Below are 15832 nucleotides of genomic sequence, written 5' to 3'. Positions count from 1 at the left end.
GGGAGGGCGCCACCCTCTTGTGACACCCATCACAGAAGACGCGACCGGCCCGGCATAGGGTCGAACCACGCTTCATCCACCGGCGACTCCGTCCACATCGGGACCACGCCATCTTCGGAGGTTGTCATGAACAAGCTCACCATCGCCGCCACCGCGCTCTTGCTGGCTTCGACCGCCGCCGCCCATGCCGGCAACACGATCTCGTTCCAGATCGAGGGCCAGCACATCCGCATCGAGACGCCGCGCAACTGCGCCTCGCTCAATTGCGTGACCATCGTCGCCCCTGGCCTGTCGGACAAGCCGATCAAGCTGAACAACATCAACCTCAAGGGCCTCGGCTCCAAGGACGATGATTCCGACACCACGCCGGCTCCGGCCGCGACCACCGCGCAGCCTGCTCCGGTGCAGCAGCAACCCGTGCTGCCGCCGACGGTCCAGGCGACCGCGCCGGCAATGCCTGCGGCCGTCGCCCCCGCGGCTCCCGCCGCGACTGTTGCTGCCGCTCCGGCCGCCGGTTACGACAACACCGCCCAGCCCGCGCCCGTTGTGGCTCCGGCGCCCGTTGTGGCAGCGCCCGCGCCTGCTTACGTGCCCGCGCCGGCGCCGGTTGCCGCAGCGCCCGTGCAGATCGCCAACACGCCGATCGGCGTCTGGGCGACCGAAGAAAACAAGGGCAATGTCCGTGTCGAGCAGTGCGGCCCCAATCTGTGCGGCTATGCCGAGAAGACCAACGAGCGCATCCTGATCAACATGAAGCCCGACGGCGCCAAGTGGAGCGGCCGCATCCACGATCCCGACTCCGGCCGCAACTACGACTCCACGATCGCGATGAAGGGCCCGAATGCGATGCGCGTGCAGGGCTGCGCCTTCGGCGGCATGTTCTGCGGCGGCCAGACCTGGAAGCGCGTGAGCTGACGCGCGAAGCGCGTCGCGGCTGACAAGCCTTCTTGTTCTTATGATGGCGCCACGTCCCTGACAGCGGGACGTGGCGTTGAACGTTCGCCTGCTCTGTGCGACGCATGTTCATCCGCCATTCAGCAAGCTCCGGCTGATATCGGCAGACCTCGCCTCGCGTTCTCACCGGGACCTCATTCGTGGCTTTGATGGTGGCTTGGCGCCGCATCGTGCTTGCTGCTCCGCTGCTGGCCTTGCCGCTGGCCGGCGCGAGCGCCGCATCTGCATCCGAAACAATCGAGCTCGCGCAAGTACAGCCACAAGCGCAGCCGACGCCTGCGCCTTCCCCTGCACCGTCCCCGACACAAGCAGCCTCTCCGGCGCCTGCGGCCGACGCGCAACCGGCCGCCGTCGAGCCGATCGGCAACGTCGCAACCGTCACGGGGATCGCGACCGTGATCCGCGACAAGAATTCCTATCCGCTGAAAGTGCGCGACGACATCTATCTCAACGACGTCGTGCAGACCTCGTCGAACTCCTCGCTCGGCATCACCTTCAACGACGCCACCACGTTCAACCTCTCCGCCAGCGCGAAGATCACCATCGACAATTACGTCTATGAAGACGGCGGCAAGCAGAACTCGGCGATCTTCGACATCGGCAAGGGCACCGTCGCCTTCGTTGCCGCGGCGGTGGCGAAGACCGGCGACATGAAGATCGCAACCCCGACCGCGACGCTCGGCATCCGCGGCACCACCGGCGTCGTCGACGTGCCCGAGAACGCGACCACGGCGAACAACGTCAACATCAAGCTCTACCCCGATGCCGACGGCCGGGTCGGCCACATCGAGGTCAACGACCGCACCAGCGGCACGCGGCTCGGCGCGCTGACGCAAGCCGCCAGCGGCTTTGCGATCCGCCCGGGCACTGGCGGCGCTGGCGGCATGCGCTTTGCCGCCGTGCCGATCACGATTCCGGCGCAGCAGATCGCGCGCGACCGCGGCTTCGTCAGCCAGGTGCACCTCGCGCAGACCACGGGCCGGCAGATCGTCACCGAGCAGCGCGACTTCCGCCGCGCCAATCCGGCTGCGATCAGCCGCATTCCGCGCCCGGCCCAGCCGCCGCAGCAACAGCAATTGCGGCCCGCGCCTAGCCAGCAGCGACCGCAGCGGCCGAATGGCCAGCCCGGTCAGAACAACCGTTCGGGTCAGCAGCAGCCAGGCACGCCGGGCCGGCAAGGAACACAGCCAGGCGCGCAGCCGCCGCAGCGGCAGGGCCAACAACAAGGCGGCGCCGCGCAGCCGGGCGGCCAGCGCGCAGGTCAAGGGCAGCGCCGCCAGCAGCAGCAAGGTCCGCAGCAACCCGGGCAGCAAGGCGCCGGCCAACCGTCAGGTGCGCCGCGCACCGGACCGGGCACGCAACCCGGCGGCGCGCCACAGACCCAGCCGTCTCGCACCGGCCAGACTCCCGCCCAGCCCGGCGGAGCCGTGCCGCCGAGCACGACACCACCTCCGCAAACCCCGCGCACCGGATTGCAGCCGGGCCTGCCGCCCGCAGCCCAGCAGCCGGGCCTGCAGCGACCGGGCGGCTTCCAGCAGCGCCTCCCCGCCGCACCACGCCCCGCAGCGCCGCGCAAACCGGTGCCCGCGCCGAAGGAGAAGAAAGAGCGGCGGTAGAACGTAGAGCGCGCCACACCGCCGGTGCGCTCTCTCGCCCCGCCCTTGCGGGGCCGCGACGAGCTTCGCTCGCGCTAAGAGGGTTGGGGCAAGGGGCTGCTTCCGCGAGCTCGATTTCAATTGAAAGCGAAGCACTCAGCTCGAACGTTATCGTACGAGTCGGATGGACTTTCAGTTCTGCAACAGCGCGCCATGCCCCTCACCCGGATCGCGCCGGACGATGCTTTGCATCGCCGGGACGATCCGACCTCTCCCCGCTGAAGGGCGGAGAGAGGTAAAGAGACCTCACGCCTCGCCGCGCAGCCAGGCCTTCACCTTCTGCAACAGGCCGTGCCGCAGTTCGTCGACCGAAGCAGCCTCGGCCGGCGTCAACGTCTGCAACGTTGCACCGATGTCGTCGGCACCGAGCATCGGCTCGACAACAGGCTCGGGCGCGGGTGACGACGCCAGCCCCGCCGCGGCAATTGCGATCGGGCCGATCTGGGTCAGGAATGCGCGCTCATATTCGCGCGACAGCCGGGCGAGCGCGTCGTCCAGCGTCAGCCAGTCCACCGCCTTGATGTCGTTCATCAGCTTGCGGACCGGGCCGCCCTCGGCCTCCATCCGCCAGAAATGCACGATCTTGGAGCGGCCGCCGGACTGATAGGCCATCGTGCCCAGGAATTCGTGGATGGTGACCTCGTGGCCGGTCTCTTCCAGCACCTCGCGGTGCGCGGCTTCCCTGGGTGTCTCGCCGTCGTCGAGCTTGCCCTTGGGTAAAACCCATTCGTTACGTTTGCGCTGGCGCACGATGGCGATCAGCGGCACAGCTCCATGCCGCAGCACAATCCCACCCGCCGCCATCACCGGCGCCCGCGCCATCATCCAACCCGTACTGTCGATTCGTCCCCGCCGACCATATAGGCGGCGGGGCCGGCGGATTGAAGGCTAGTTTCGCGTCAACAGCGCTTGACCGGCGCGAATGCGCGTGCCCTCGACGATGCCGTCGGCGAATTTGAAATCACCGGGCGCCAGGATGATGATGGTCGAGCCGTGCTCGAACCAGCCGAGCTCCTCGCCCTTGCTGACGTTGACGTCGCAGGGGAAATTCACCGGCCCGCGCGTCTGCGCGTTCAGCACCCTGTCGAGGAAGTGCAGCCGGATGCTCGCAACCAGGATCGCCGCAACCGGCACCAGCGTCACCGCCTCGCCGGTCGCTAGACGCGTGCGGATCACCGCGCGCTCGTTCTTGCAGAACAGCCGCTCGACCCGCTTCAAGGCGATCGGGTTGACGTTCCAGACATCGCCATGGATCAGCGTGACGCGCTCGATATGCGCGTCGAACGGCGCATGGAAGCGGTGATACATGCTCGAGGTCAGCCGCAACGTGACGAAGCTGCCGTTGCGATGCTGGTCGACCAGCGCGGAATCGCCGAGCAGATCGAGCAGCGAATAGGGCGCGCCCTTGACCTGGAACAGCTCGGTGTCGGCGATCCGTCCGTGCGCACCGACGATGCCGTCGGACGGGCTGGCAACCACGGAAGGGTCAGCATCGAACGGCCGCAGGCCCGGCTGCAACTCCCGGGTGAAGCAATCGTGCAGGCTGTTGAAATGGGTCTTCTTCGCCTCCGACAGATCGAGGTCGGAGAACAGCTTCCAGAGCGCGATGGAGACGTCCCGCACGAAGGGATTCTCGATCTTGGAGAACCAGCCCATGAAGCGGGTCAGGGCCGCGCGGGGGATGCGGTTGGTCAACAGGAAGTTGAGGTCTTCCTGCTGGGTGAAAGAGGCGATGAGGGCTTTGACTGTCATGAATCTGTCAGCTCACAGTATTAGCGCTTGTTGTCATGGAAACGACACTCCCGATTCTCTCATTTTCCGTGGCCGCCGCAGCGTCCGCTGCCGCCGTCTTCCCGAAGCTCAAGGCGCGGGTCGAATTGTCCCGCGCCAAGCATCGCTCGCTCGCCGGGCACTCCAAGATGTCGCGCCGGGTGGCAAAGCTGCTGCCGTTCTACGAGTTCGAGGGCGACAAATATTTCGGCTGCGATGGCGCGCCCGACGACGTGGTGAAGCAGCGCAAGGATGCCTTCTTCCGCCTCGCCAAGCTCTACGCCGAGCGCTACCCGAAGGGGCGCGCGATGACGAAGGAAGCGGCGGAGACCATCTCCGACCTGAACTTCACCGAGAGCTACCGCGTGCCGTTCCAGTTCTCGCGTCTCGTCCGCGAGCATCTGGGCACCTCGACCTTCATGGAGTCCTCGAGCGGCGTCACCGTCACCGATGTCGACGGCAACACCGCCTACGACCTCACGGGCTCCTACGGCGTTAACATCTTCGGCAACGATTTCTACAAGGAGTGCATCGAGAGCTCCGAGAAGCGCGCGCATGCGCTGGGTCCCGTGCTCGGCCCCTACCACCCCGTCATCCTCGAGAACGTGCAGCGGCTCTGCCGGATATCGGGCCTCGACGAGGTCTCGTTTCACATGTCCGGCACCGAAGCCGTCATGCAGGCGGTGCGGCTGGCGCGCTACCACACCAAGCGCACGCATCTGGTTCGCTTCGCCGGCGCCTATCACGGCTGGTGGGGCGACGTGCAGCCCGGCGTCGGCAACCCGATCGCCGCGCACGAAACCTACACCCTCGCCGAGATGTCCGAGAAGACGCTGCACGTGCTGCGCACACGCAAGGACATCGCCTGCGTGCTGGTCAATCCGCTGCAGGGCCTGCATCCGAACGGCAACGCGCCCGGCGATTCCTCGCTGGTCGACAGCTCCCGCGGCGGCCATTTCGACCGCGCGGCCTACACCGAATGGCTGAAGAAGCTGCGCGAGGTCTGCGACCAATGCGGCATCGTGCTGATCTTCGACGAGGTGTTCGTCGGCTTCCGTCTCGCCGCCGGCGGCGCCCAGGAATATTTCGGCGTGAATGCCGACATGGTGACCTACGGCAAGAGCCTCGCCGGCGGCCTGCCGGTCGGCGTGGTCTGCGGCAGACGCGAGCTGATGCGCCGCTTCCGCGACGACCGTCCCGCCGACATCTGCTTCGCCCGCGGCACCTTCAATTCGCATCCCTACGTCATGACGGCGATGGACGAATTCCTGAGCCGGCTCTCCAGCCCGAATTTTCGCGCTGTCTATGACGGTCTGGAGGAGACCTGGAACGGCCGCGCAAAGCAGCTCAACGAGATGATGGAGCGGGCCGACCTGCCGGTGCGGTTCGCCAATCTCTCGTCGATCTGGACGGTGAAATACACCACCCCGTCCCGCTACAACTGGATGCTGCAATATTACCTGCGCGCCGAGGGCCTGGCGCTGAGCTGGGTCGGCACCGGCCGGCTGATCTTCAGCCTGAACTACACCGACGCCGATTTCGCCGAAGTCGCCGAGCGCTTCGTCCGCGCTGCGCAGAAGATGAAGGCCGACGGCTTCTGGTGGCACGACGGCGTGCTCACCAACAAGAATATCAAGCGACAGATCTTGAAAGAGATGCTGGCCAAGCGCTTCGGGCGCTGAGGCTTCGCTCCGCCCACCACTCGCCCCGAACACCGCTGCCAATTCCCCCTCGCCCCGCTTGCGGGGAGAGGGTCGGGGTGAGGGGGACTCTCCGCGGGGACAGTGAGAGTTGGCGCACGATTCGTCGGCAGCTCCCCCGCGGAGAGCCCCCCTCACCCGTCGCGCTGCGCGCGCCGGCCTCTCCCCGCAAGCGGGGCGAGGCGAAGAAAGCGCGCGGCTCCACTGAGTCACCTTAGAGTATCCCAAAGACGTGGATGCCCGGCACAAGGCCGGGCATGACGTAAACCATCGACATTCGAAGACTGCGCGACGGCCGGCTCAGGCGTGCTGCTCTTCGAGCACGGGCTCGGAGATGAGGCCCAGCGTGTGCTCGGGGTTGAGGTGCAGGCCGGGGTCCATCAGCTCGCCGCGCATCAAAGCGAGCGGAGCGCTGCGATAGAGCATCAGGTCGTGGAAGGGGTCGGTCAGGATCTTGGTCATCCAGACGAGGCCCGTCTCGACGTCGCGGATGAAGAACAGGTGCACCGTGCGGAACAGCAGACCGCCGCCGCCGATCACCAACCAGATCTTTGCGACCTGACGCATGAAGTCGGTCGCGCTCGCCCAGGGCGTGAACAGGCCGAACAGGGTGGGATCGACGACCAGCACCAGCGGCGACAGCGCCCAGATCGCCATCAGCACCACCTTGCGCTGAAGGTTGTAGCCGACCTTGATCTCTTCCTTGTACTCGTGCGTCGCCTGGTTGATGTGGTCGTAATCATGCGGCTCGAAGAAGAAGTGACCGGCCTGGCGCGAGGTCATCGAGACCAGCCAGCCGACCAGCGCGGAGATCATGGGATCGACGAACAGCCAGACATAGGCGAAGAGGAAGCTCAGCGCGCTGACGAAATGCAGGCTCTGATTGATGCGGCTGTGGTGATAGTAGCGATGGTCGTCCCAGCGCTGGATCCGCAGCTGCTCGAGATAATTCTTGATCATGCTCTCCCCCAAAATGCTTTCGGGTTCAGGATTTACAGGGATTCGATGTACGCCATGTGACATCATCATTTTGTCATGTGACGATGTGCAGCGGCGCGATGACGCACGCGAACGCGTGAGCGACGAAGCGAACCGCCGCTCTCACTCGGCCTTGCTCAGGCCGCCTTGGCGACGTCGACCTTGCGGAAGCGCACCAGCGAGAAATGGCCGAGCGGCGGAATCAGGCGGCGCTCGGCGAGCTCGATGCCATCGGCGCCAGAGAGCCATTTGGCATAACGCGACCAGGCGAACTCGGCGGTGCGGAAGCCGAGCGGACGCACCACCGGCTGCAGCTTCTGCTCGATGAAACGGCGCATGCCGGTGTCGGCGCTGACGCGGGTCAGGATGATCAGCTCGCCGCCCGGACGCAGCACGCGGGCGAATTCGTCGAGCGCCTTCTCGGGGTTCGGCACCGCCGTGACGACATACTGCGCCATCACCACATCGAAGGAATTGTCGGGGAATTCGAGCTTCTCCGCGTCCATCACCGCGAGGCCCTCGACGTTCTTGAGGTTGCCCTCGCGAACGCGCCGGCGGGCCTTGTCGAGCATCGCGTCCGAAATGTCGGTGCCGAAGATGCGCAGGTTCGGGGCATAGAGCGGCAGCGAGATGCCGGTACCGACGCCGACTTCGAGCACGCGGCCCCCAATTTTGTTAGTGGCTGCGATCGCGGCCTGGCGGCCCTTGGCGAACACACCGCCGAACACGAGATCGTAAACGGGCGCCCAGCGGTCATAGGCCTGCTCGACCGAGCCACGGGTGAGGTCGAGCTGCTGGGTGCCGTCAAGGTTCATGATCTTAGCCATCGATGAGGTTCTCGCTGTGGGTCAAACGTTTTGGATCAACCGCGCACCGGCCGCCGCGCCATGATCGGCGAGGCGCGCAGGACGCGGCTGGGCTGAAGTGAGGTGAGGTTTCCGACGAACTGGCGCGCGCTGTTGTCCCAGGAGCGCTCCAGCGCAAAATTGCGGCAGGTCTCGCGCGACATGGTCAGCGCGCGCAGGCAGGCGACGCGTAAATCGTGGTCGATCGCGCCGATCGGGTGATCGGCGATGACGTCCTTTGGACCGGTCACCGGGAACGCCGCGACCGGCGTGCCGCAGGCGAGCGCTTCGAGCTGCACGACACCAAACGTATCGGTCAGGCTCGGAAACACGAACACGTCGGCCGCAGCGAGATGCGCAGTGAGATCCGCGCCCTTCTTCTCGCCAAGGAAGACCGCGTCGGGATATTTCTTCTCCAGCGCGGCCTTCTGCGGGCCGTCGCCGACGACGACCTTGGTGCCGGGCAGATCGAGCGAGAGGAACGCTTCGAGATTCTTCTCGACCGCAACGCGGCCCATGGTCATGAAGATCGGGCCGGGCAGGCCAAGCCTGGCGGGACCGTCGGGATGAAACAGCTCGGTGTCGACGCCGCGCGTCCAGAAGCCGAGCCGCTTGAAGCCGCGCTCGGACAACTCCTGCCGCAGCGACGGCGTCGCCACCATGGTCATGGCGGCGGCATCGTGGAAGTGGCGCAGCACGGCATAGCCGACGGCATCGGGGATGCCGGTCCGCACCGAGACATATTCCGGAAAGCGCGTCGTATAGGACGTCGTGAAGGCGAGCCCGTTGCGGCGGCAATAGGCCCGCGCGGCCCAGCCGATCGGGCCTTCGGTGGCGATGTGCAGCGCGTCCGGCGCGCTCCTCTCGATCCGCCGGGCGATCTCCTTCCGGCTCGGCAGCGCGATGCGCAGGCCCGGATAGGTCGGCAGCGGCCAGGACGGAAAGCCCTCCGGCGTCAGAAAGTCGATCTCGACGTCGAGCGCCTTGGCGGCAGCGGCGAGCGAGGTCAGAGTGCGGACCACACCGTTGACCTGCGGATGCCAGGCGTCAGTCGCGATTAATACCCGCATGGGGAAATCCCGAGAGTTTGATGATTCTCGGCTTAGGACCATCAACCACGGATATTTCAGGCGTGTGACGTCACAGAAGTGTCGGCCCGTTGTTTTGTTCGTTAACGGGCACGCGCAGCCATGAAACCGTCATGAAACAATCCTTGCCGCGATGAAACCGTTTTCGGTTTTCCGCGCAAACGTCCCGAAACTTCTTTCCGTTAATGATCTAGCCAACGGAGCACCGAAACGGTGCCGGGGTGACCGAAGAAACACCAAGCAAACAGGGGCGACCAATGTTCAATCTGGACACGTTCAGGAATTATTCGCGCGCCGTTGCTCTCAGTGCGGTGGCGGTGACCGCAATCGCGTTCGCGGGACCGGCCAAGGCCGCGCCGGTGCAGCTCTTCCCCTTCTTTCAGCCGCTGCCGCCGATGGCCGCGCCGCAGCCGCTCCAGCCCTATCAGCCCTACCAGGCACCGACCTACCAGACCACGCCGTCCGAGGATCAGGACACGGTCGAGACGCCGGCCCGCTTCCGCCGCCAGAACGTTGCCTACGCGACGCGCGAGGCCCCCGGCACCATCATCATCGATACGCCCAACACCTATCTCTATTACGTGCTCGGAGGCGGCCAGGCCGTCCGCTACGGCATCGGCGTCGGCCGCGACGGCTTCACCTGGTCGGGCGTCCAGTCGGTGACCAAGAAAGCCGAGTGGCCGGATTGGACCCCGCCGCCGGAAATGATCGCCCGCCAGCCCTATCTGCCGCGCCACATGGCCGGCGGCCCCGGCAACCCGTTGGGCGCCCGCGCCATGTATCTCGGCGGCACGGTCTACCGCATCCACGGCACCAACGCCCCCGACACGATCGGCAAGCACGTCTCGTCCGGCTGCATCCGCCTGACCAACGACGACGTCACCGACCTCTACTCCCGCGTCAACGTCGGCACGAAGGTGATCGTGCTGCCGATGACCGAGCGCCGCGCCGACCTCGGCTCCGCGACGCGCTGACCAAACAGGACATTCTGACGCAAACGGCCCCGGAACCCACCGGGGCCGTTTTCGTTTGCCCCGACATCGCGCACGTGTGCTGCGGCGCGATTCCCGATGGAGGCGCAGATGCAAACTTCGCCCGGCACATGGTTGCGCACGATCGCCGGCGCCGGAGCGCTGACGCTGCTCTTCGCCACACCCTCATCGCTGGCGCAGCAGCCGGCGAGCGACGAAGCCGCCCAGCAGGCCTTCAACAACTCCTGCCGCACCTGCCACTCCGTGAAGGAAGGCGACAACCGCCTCGGCCCCAACCTCAACAAGGTCGTGGGCCGCAAGGCGGGCTCGCTGCCGAACTACAACTACTCGCCGTCGATGAAGGACGCCGGATTCATCTGGGACCCGGACAAGCTCACGCGCTTCATGGTCAAGCCAGACGAGGTCGTGTCAGGCAACAAGATGCAGCCCTATGGCGGTATCTCGGCGGAGGAAGCGAGCAAAATCGTTGCTTATTTGCAGGCGGCGTCGTGATCGCCTTCGATCTAAGAGGCGAGCCAGCCTCGATGAAGGACAGGCAATTGCATCGCCATCACCGTCATGTTTTGCTCTACGGTCATGACGCCCGCTCAGACTTCAGCAATCCGGCTGCTCACACCCGCCGACGCCGCGCTCTATCGCCCGATCAGGCTGGAAGCCCTCGCCAACAATCCCGAGGCCTTCACCAGCACGTTCGAACGCGAGCAGGACAAGCCGCTCGCCTGGTTCGAGGAGCGCCTCGCGATATCGGACGTGTTCGGCGCGTTCGTCGCGGGTGAGCTGGTCGGGACCGCCGGCTTCAGGCGGGAGGACGGTGCGAAGACCGCGCACAAGGCGGTGCTCTGGGGGATGTATGTGCGGCCGCACGCGCGGAAGTCCGGCACCGACCGCCTGCTCGTCGATGCGGTCGCGGCGCACGCCGCACAGCGTGTCGAGCAGCTTCATCTCGTCGTCGTCAGCGAGAACGTCGCCGCGTTGCGCCTCTACACGGCAGCCGGCTTCGTCGAATACGGCCGCGGCGTGAAGGCGCTGAAGTTTGACGGCCGGTACTACGATGAGATCCTGATGGTCATGTTCTTCGACTGACGTGGCGCGATGCCCCTCGCCGCTCCGCAATCAGCCTCAACCACGCCGCTGAATGAAACGCGCTCATCAGGAGATACATCGGCACCATCCCGCCGAGCCCGGACCCGTGCCCGGCGGCGCACAGCATATCCGCCGGACCGGCGCCGATCACGGCCGTCAGCACGGCCATGATCGCGAAGGTCGGCGTGGCCGCCAAAGCCAGCCACCTTGCGAGGTGGCGCGCAGCCGCGACACCGTCGCGGGCGGCCGTTGCGCTGACGATGCTAGTCACGGCCTTCCGCAGCCTCCTGACGAAACGCCTTCTCGCCGGCGTCGGAGATCTCGACCCATTTCTTGTCGGGCGCGGCGCCTTCGGCGTAGCTGTCGTGCCAGTTCCACCATTTGTAGGTCGGCGTCTGCGGATAGCCGGCCGGCGAGTCCTCCCAGACCTCCTGGCGGCCGAGCGGGGTGATGTCGAGATAGTTCCAGGTGCCGCCCATCTGCTCGTCGCCGCGGCTCTTGACGAAATAGGTGCGGAAGATGCGATCCCCGTCGCGATAGAACACGTTGGTGCCGTGCCATTCGTCGACGCCGAAATCCGCATCGAAACTGTCGGTGATCGTGACCCAGGGCATGGTCCAACCCATCCGCTGCTTCAGCCTTGCGATGTCGGCCTGCGGCGCGCGCGAGGCAAACACCAGCGTGGTGTCGCGGGCGTTGAGATGCGCGACATGGGCGACCTGGTCGGCCACCATGGAACAGCCGCGGCAGGCATGATCGGGCCAGCCGAACACGCCGGGCTCGAAGAAGGCGCGGTACACGATCAGCTGCCGCCGGCCCTGGAACAGATCAACAAGACTGACCTTGCCGCCTGGCCCCTCGAACGCATAGGTTTTGCTAACTTCCATCCACGGCATGCGCCGGCGCTCGGCGGCGAGCGCGTCGCGGGCACGGGTATGCGCCTTCTCCTTCACGAGCAGTTGCTGACGGGCTGCCTCCCAGTCCTGCGGCGACACCACCGGCGGGGTTTGCATCGCGGCGTTGGTTCCGGTTTTTTCTGCTGATGTCATCATGGCTCTCCAAATCTCCTGCTCACCGCACATCGTCGGCCGCCAACGATTTCTGCCACCGGGCGGCCAGCCGGTGGGAGTAACAAGTGTGGCGGGATTGGCATGGAGTCGCTGATCACCGCCGCCGCGCGGGCGCTCGAGGCCGGCGATCCGCTCGGCGCGCTGAACCGTGTGGCGCTGCGCAACGACGCCCCGTCGCTGGCGCTGCGCGGCATCGCGATGGCGCAGCTCGGCGATCTCGCGAAGGCGAAGACGCTGCTGCGCAGCGCCGCGCGTGCGTTCGGTCCGCGCGAAGCCATGGCGCGCGCAAGATGCGTGGTAGCCGAGGCCGAGATCGCACTGGTCTCGCGCGAGCTGAACTGGCCGGTGAAAGCGCTCGTGGACGCGCGTGCCACGCTGGAAAGGCACGGCGATCTCGCCAATGCCGCGCATGCGGGCCACATCGAGGCGCGCCGCCTGCTCCTCGTCGGCCGCATCGACGAGGCCGAGCGCATCCTGGCCGGGCTTGGCGCCGTCCCGCTCGCGCCGGCCTCGCAAGTCGTCCGCGAGCTCGTGGTCGCCGGCATCGCGATCCGGCGGCTGAAGACGAAAGAGGCGCGCGCGGCGCTTGAGCTGGCGGCAAAAGCCGCGCTTCAGGCCGGCATTCCCGCGCTTGCGGCCGAGGTCGACAGCGCCAGGCTCATCCTCGATACGCCGGCCGCGCGCCTGATCGCGCGCGGCAGCGAGCACCCGTTGCTGCTCGGCGAGGTCGAGCGCCTCGCGACATCGACCGCGCTCGTGGTCGACACCTTCCATCATGTCGTGCGCCGGCAGGGCGTCGTTGCCTCGCTCGGAACGCGGCCGGTATTGTTCGCGCTGGTGCGTCTGCTGGCGCAGGCCTGGCCCGCGGATGTCTCGCGGGAGGCGCTGATCGCAGGCGCGTTCCACGCAAGGCACGCCGATGAGTCCCATCGCGCGCGATTGCGCGTCGAGATCGGCCGGCTCCGCACCAAGCTCAAGCCGCTGGCCGACATCAGCGCGACCAGAGAGGGTTTTATGCTCTCGCCCCGGAAGACGCGTGACGTCCTCGTGCTGGCGCGTCCCGTCGAGGAGAAGCACGCCGCGGTCCTCGCCTTCCTCGCCGACGGCGAGCCATGGTCGAGCTCGGCCCTCGCGCTGGCGCTGGGCACGAGCGCGCGCACGGTGCAGCGTGCGCTCGACGAGCTGGCGCGATCGAACAAGGTGCAGTCGTTCGGACATGGCCGCGCGCGGCGCTGGATGACGCCGCCCGTCCCGGGTTTCCCGACAGGCTTGTTACTCCCCGCACCCATCCTGAAGATTTAAGCTTGCGGACACATCACAGGGATCACGCAGATGAAACGCTCAGCCGCCGAGATCGTCAGGGAATACGGACCGTTCGCAGGCGTCGAGGCCGTGCACGGCGTCACCTATGACGGCACCCATGTCTGGTTCGCATCGGGCGACAAGCTCAACGCCGTCGATCCCGCCAGCGGCAAGATCGCCCGCTCGATCGACGTCGCCGCGCATGCGGGCACCGCGTTCGACGGCCGCCATCTGTTCCAGATCGCCGAGGACCGCATCCAGAAGATCGACGCCGCCACCGGCAGGGTAATTGCCACCATTCCCGCGCCCGGCGGCGGCGGTGACTCCGGGCTGGCCTGGGCCGAAGGCTCGCTCTGGGTCGGACAATATCGCGACCGCAAGATCCACCAGATCGATCCGGACACCGGAAAAGTTCTCCGCACCATCGAGAGCAAGCGCTTCGTGACCGGGGTGACCTGGGTCGACGGCGAGCTCTGGCACGGCACCTGGGAGGGCGAGGACAGTGACATCAGGCGGGTCGACCCCGAGACCGGCAAGGTGCTGGAGCAGCTGGATATGCCCGCGGGGACGATGGTTTCGGGACTGGAATCGGATGGTGGCGACCGCCTGTTCTGCGGCGGCGGTGCTACGGGCAAGGTGCGCGCAGTCCGCCGTCCCAAACGCGGCTAGGCGTGCAAGGGCGTGCGCAAACGTTAACCTGTTCGCCCCAATTCCACCCCCTTGGTGCGCTCTAGCGCCCTCCTCGCCCGGCCTGTAAAATCCCCTCCGGGCGGCCTGGGGGATTGATGCGTCTGACGTTGAATTTGAAAACTGTCCTGATCGCAGTCGCGGTGCTGGCGGTGTCGTTTGTCATCAGCCTGAAGGCGATGGACTGGCTGTCGCCGCGCGCGACCAATTCCGCCCCGCCGGTCGCGCAATTGCCCCCGCTGCCGCCGGCCGCAAAGAGCTCGATCGTGGTCGCGCCGGTCGCGATCGCGATATCGGCGATCCGGGAGCAGGCCGAGAAGGCCGCACCGCGCAACTTCGCCGGCAAGGCCGACAACCCGATTTCGCAGATCCTGGAGAATGCCGACATCGGCTGGTCCGCCGTGCGCGGACCGATGGCCGCCACCGGCGACAAGGACGTGCTGACGATCTCGACGCCGCTCTCTGGCAAGCTGAACGTGACGGGCTCGCTGTCCGCGAAGACCACCGGCGCCCTCGGCGATGCGCTCGGCAGCGTGCTCGGTGGTGACGCCGCGAAGCGGATCGGCGCGATCAACATCAAGAATTTGAACGCCAGCGCCGAGATCAAGGGTAACGTCATCGTCACCTCACGCCCGAAGCTCGCGGCCAACTGGCATCTCGAGCCCAATCTCGGGGCGCAGGTCAATCTCGGCGACACCAACGTCAACCTCTCCGGCGCCAAGGTCAACGTGCCGGCGCAGGTCAAGCCGCTGATCGACAAGAATGTCGGCGAGCAGATCAATATCGTCTCGGAGCGCATCCGCAACGATCCCTCGCTGCGCGAGAATGCGAAGATGCAATGGGCCAAGGCGTGCCGCTCGATCCCGCTGCAAGGCACCGGCTCGTCCGCTGCGCTGCCGCCGCTCTGGCTCGAGATGAAGCCGACCCGCGCCATCGCCGCGCAGCCGCGCGTCGACGCGCAGAACGTGACGCTGCTGATGGGCCTCGAGCTCGAGACGCGCGTCACCTCGACGCCGTCCAAGCCGGACTGCCCGTTCCCCGAAAAAATCTCGATCGTGCCGCCGACCGGCACCGGCGTGAACATCGGCGTCCCCATCGACGTGCCCTTCACCGAGATCAACAAGCTGATCGCCGCGCAAATGGTCGGCCACACCTATCCCGAGGACGGCTCGGGCCCGGTCGACGTCACCGTGAAGAGCGTCGACGTCGTCCCCTGGGGCGAGCGCCTGCTGATCTCGCTGCTGGTGCGCGCCAAGGAGAAGAAGAGCTGGCTCGGCCTCGGTGCCGAGGCGACCGTGCACATCTGGGGCCGGCCGATGCTCGACCAGGCGCAGCAGACGCTCCGGCTCGCCGACATCCAGCTCGCGGTGGAGTCCGAGGCCGCCTTCGGCCTGCTCGGGGCCGCAGCCCGCGCGGTGGTGCCGCAGATGCAGCAGGCGCTGGTGCAGAAGGCGACGCTCGACCTGAAGCCGATCGCCGCCAATGCGCGCGAGAAGATCGCAGCCGCCATCGCCGACTACCAGAAGAGCGAGGACGGCCTCAAGGTCGATGCGAAAATCGACAGCCTCACCCTCGCCGACATCGCCTTCGACTCCAAGACGCTGCGCGTGGTCGCCGAAGCCGGCGGGACGTTGAACGTGTATGTGACCAAGCTGCCGGGGATGTAGCGCGCCTGCTTGCGCCGCTGGCATTCTCGCCCGAGGGTGCT

At 66.5% G+C, this 15832-nt stretch carries 16 protein-coding genes; 9 read left to right on the top strand and 7 right to left on the bottom strand.

Features of this window, described 5'->3' with window-relative positions; genetic code table 11:
- Window positions 1–126 precede the first annotated feature (126 nt).
- Together HYH08_RS12890 and HYH08_RS12885 are read left to right on the top strand one after the other, a co-directional pair.
- On the top strand, window positions 127–915 hold the full coding sequence (locus tag HYH08_RS12890) for a DUF2147 domain-containing protein (RefSeq protein WP_220010179.1): 789 nt from the start codon (window positions 127–129) through the stop codon (window positions 913–915).
- A gap of 188 nt (window positions 916–1103) precedes the next feature.
- Entirely contained in the window at window positions 1104–2570 is a 1467-nt protein-coding gene (locus tag HYH08_RS12885) for a FecR family protein (RefSeq protein ID WP_220010411.1), read from the top strand.
- A 285-nt stretch (window positions 2571–2855) separates the two neighbouring features.
- Here HYH08_RS12885 and HYH08_RS12880 read toward each other — a convergent pair whose 3' ends face one another.
- Both HYH08_RS12880 and asd read right to left on the bottom strand, forming a co-directional pair.
- The gene (locus HYH08_RS12880) at window positions 2856–3431 is read right to left on the bottom strand and encodes an NUDIX hydrolase (RefSeq protein WP_220010410.1); all 576 of its coding nucleotides are present in this window, start codon (window positions 3429–3431) and stop codon (window positions 2856–2858) included.
- A 66-nt stretch (window positions 3432–3497) separates the two neighbouring features.
- Complete coding sequence (gene asd / locus HYH08_RS12875; RefSeq protein WP_220010178.1) at window positions 3498–4361, bottom strand: archaetidylserine decarboxylase; 864 nt, start codon at window positions 4359–4361, stop codon at window positions 3498–3500.
- Between the two features lie 35 nt (window positions 4362–4396).
- Between asd and HYH08_RS12870 the strand changes: the two genes are divergently transcribed.
- Entirely contained in the window at window positions 4397–6061 is a 1665-nt protein-coding gene (locus tag HYH08_RS12870) for an aminotransferase class III-fold pyridoxal phosphate-dependent enzyme (protein ID WP_220010177.1), read from the top strand.
- Window positions 6062–6379: 318 nt separating this feature from the next.
- Here the strand turns inward: HYH08_RS12870 and HYH08_RS12865 are convergent, their stop codons facing one another.
- From HYH08_RS12865 to HYH08_RS12855, 3 genes are all read right to left on the bottom strand, one after another.
- Window positions 6380–7039 carry a hypothetical protein gene (locus HYH08_RS12865; protein WP_220010176.1) on the bottom strand — a complete coding sequence of 220 codons (660 nt, stop codon included), beginning with the start codon at window positions 7037–7039 and terminating at the stop codon, window positions 6380–6382.
- Window positions 7040–7194: 155 nt separating this feature from the next.
- Window positions 7195–7884 carry a class I SAM-dependent methyltransferase gene (locus tag HYH08_RS12860; protein ID WP_220010175.1) on the bottom strand — a complete coding sequence of 230 codons (690 nt, stop codon included), beginning with the start codon at window positions 7882–7884 and terminating at the stop codon, window positions 7195–7197.
- Window positions 7885–7919: 35 nt separating this feature from the next.
- Window positions 7920–8972 (bottom strand): glycosyltransferase family 4 protein, encoded by a 1053-nt coding sequence (locus HYH08_RS12855; RefSeq protein ID WP_220010174.1) that lies wholly within the window; start codon window positions 8970–8972, stop codon window positions 7920–7922.
- 275 nt (window positions 8973–9247) lie between these two features.
- Between HYH08_RS12855 and HYH08_RS12850 the strand changes: the two genes are divergently transcribed.
- The 3 genes from HYH08_RS12850 to HYH08_RS12840 all read left to right on the top strand — a co-directional run bounded on the left by HYH08_RS12850 (window position 9248) and on the right by HYH08_RS12840 (window position 11065).
- On the top strand, window positions 9248–9964 hold the full coding sequence (locus HYH08_RS12850) for a L,D-transpeptidase (RefSeq protein ID WP_220010173.1): 717 nt from the start codon (window positions 9248–9250) through the stop codon (window positions 9962–9964).
- A gap of 96 nt (window positions 9965–10060) precedes the next feature.
- On the top strand, window positions 10061–10474 hold the full coding sequence (locus HYH08_RS12845) for a c-type cytochrome (protein ID WP_220010172.1): 414 nt from the start codon (window positions 10061–10063) through the stop codon (window positions 10472–10474).
- Between the two features lie 84 nt (window positions 10475–10558).
- The gene (locus HYH08_RS12840; protein ID WP_220010171.1) at window positions 10559–11065 is read left to right on the top strand and encodes a GNAT family N-acetyltransferase; all 507 of its coding nucleotides are present in this window, start codon (window positions 10559–10561) and stop codon (window positions 11063–11065) included.
- Here HYH08_RS12840 and HYH08_RS12835 read toward each other — a convergent pair.
- Complete coding sequence (locus tag HYH08_RS12835; RefSeq protein ID WP_220010170.1) at window positions 11049–11336, bottom strand: hypothetical protein; 288 nt, start codon at window positions 11334–11336, stop codon at window positions 11049–11051. The two genes, HYH08_RS12840 and HYH08_RS12835, sit on opposite strands and share 17 nt — an antisense overlap.
- Entirely contained in the window at window positions 11329–12117 is a 789-nt protein-coding gene (locus HYH08_RS12830) for a DUF899 domain-containing protein (protein WP_220010169.1), read from the bottom strand. The genes HYH08_RS12835 and HYH08_RS12830 overlap by 8 nt, the downstream gene beginning before the upstream one ends.
- A 99-nt stretch (window positions 12118–12216) precedes the next feature.
- Here HYH08_RS12830 and HYH08_RS12825 point away from each other — a divergent pair, with 99 nt between their 5' ends.
- The 3 genes from HYH08_RS12825 (at window position 12217) to HYH08_RS12815 (ending at window position 15791) form a co-directional block, all read left to right on the top strand.
- Window positions 12217–13437, top strand: coding sequence for a winged helix-turn-helix domain-containing protein (locus HYH08_RS12825; protein ID WP_220010168.1), 1221 nt, complete (start codon window positions 12217–12219; stop codon window positions 13435–13437).
- Window positions 13438–13467: 30 nt separating this feature from the next.
- Window positions 13468–14106 (top strand): Vgb family protein, encoded by a 639-nt coding sequence (locus HYH08_RS12820; RefSeq protein ID WP_220010167.1) that lies wholly within the window; start codon window positions 13468–13470, stop codon window positions 14104–14106.
- A gap of 116 nt (window positions 14107–14222) precedes the next feature.
- A complete protein-coding gene (locus HYH08_RS12815; RefSeq protein WP_220010166.1) occupies window positions 14223–15791 on the top strand; it encodes a DUF4403 family protein in 1569 nt (522 codons plus the stop codon).
- Window positions 15792–15832: the final 41 nt, after the last annotated feature.

It is taken from the genome of Bradyrhizobium sp. BR 10289, assembly GCF_019455385.1.
Classification (GTDB): domain Bacteria; phylum Pseudomonadota; class Alphaproteobacteria; order Rhizobiales; family Xanthobacteraceae; genus Bradyrhizobium.
The sequence above is the reverse complement of the archived record's forward strand: the minus strand, read 5'-3'. Positions and strand labels throughout refer to the sequence as shown.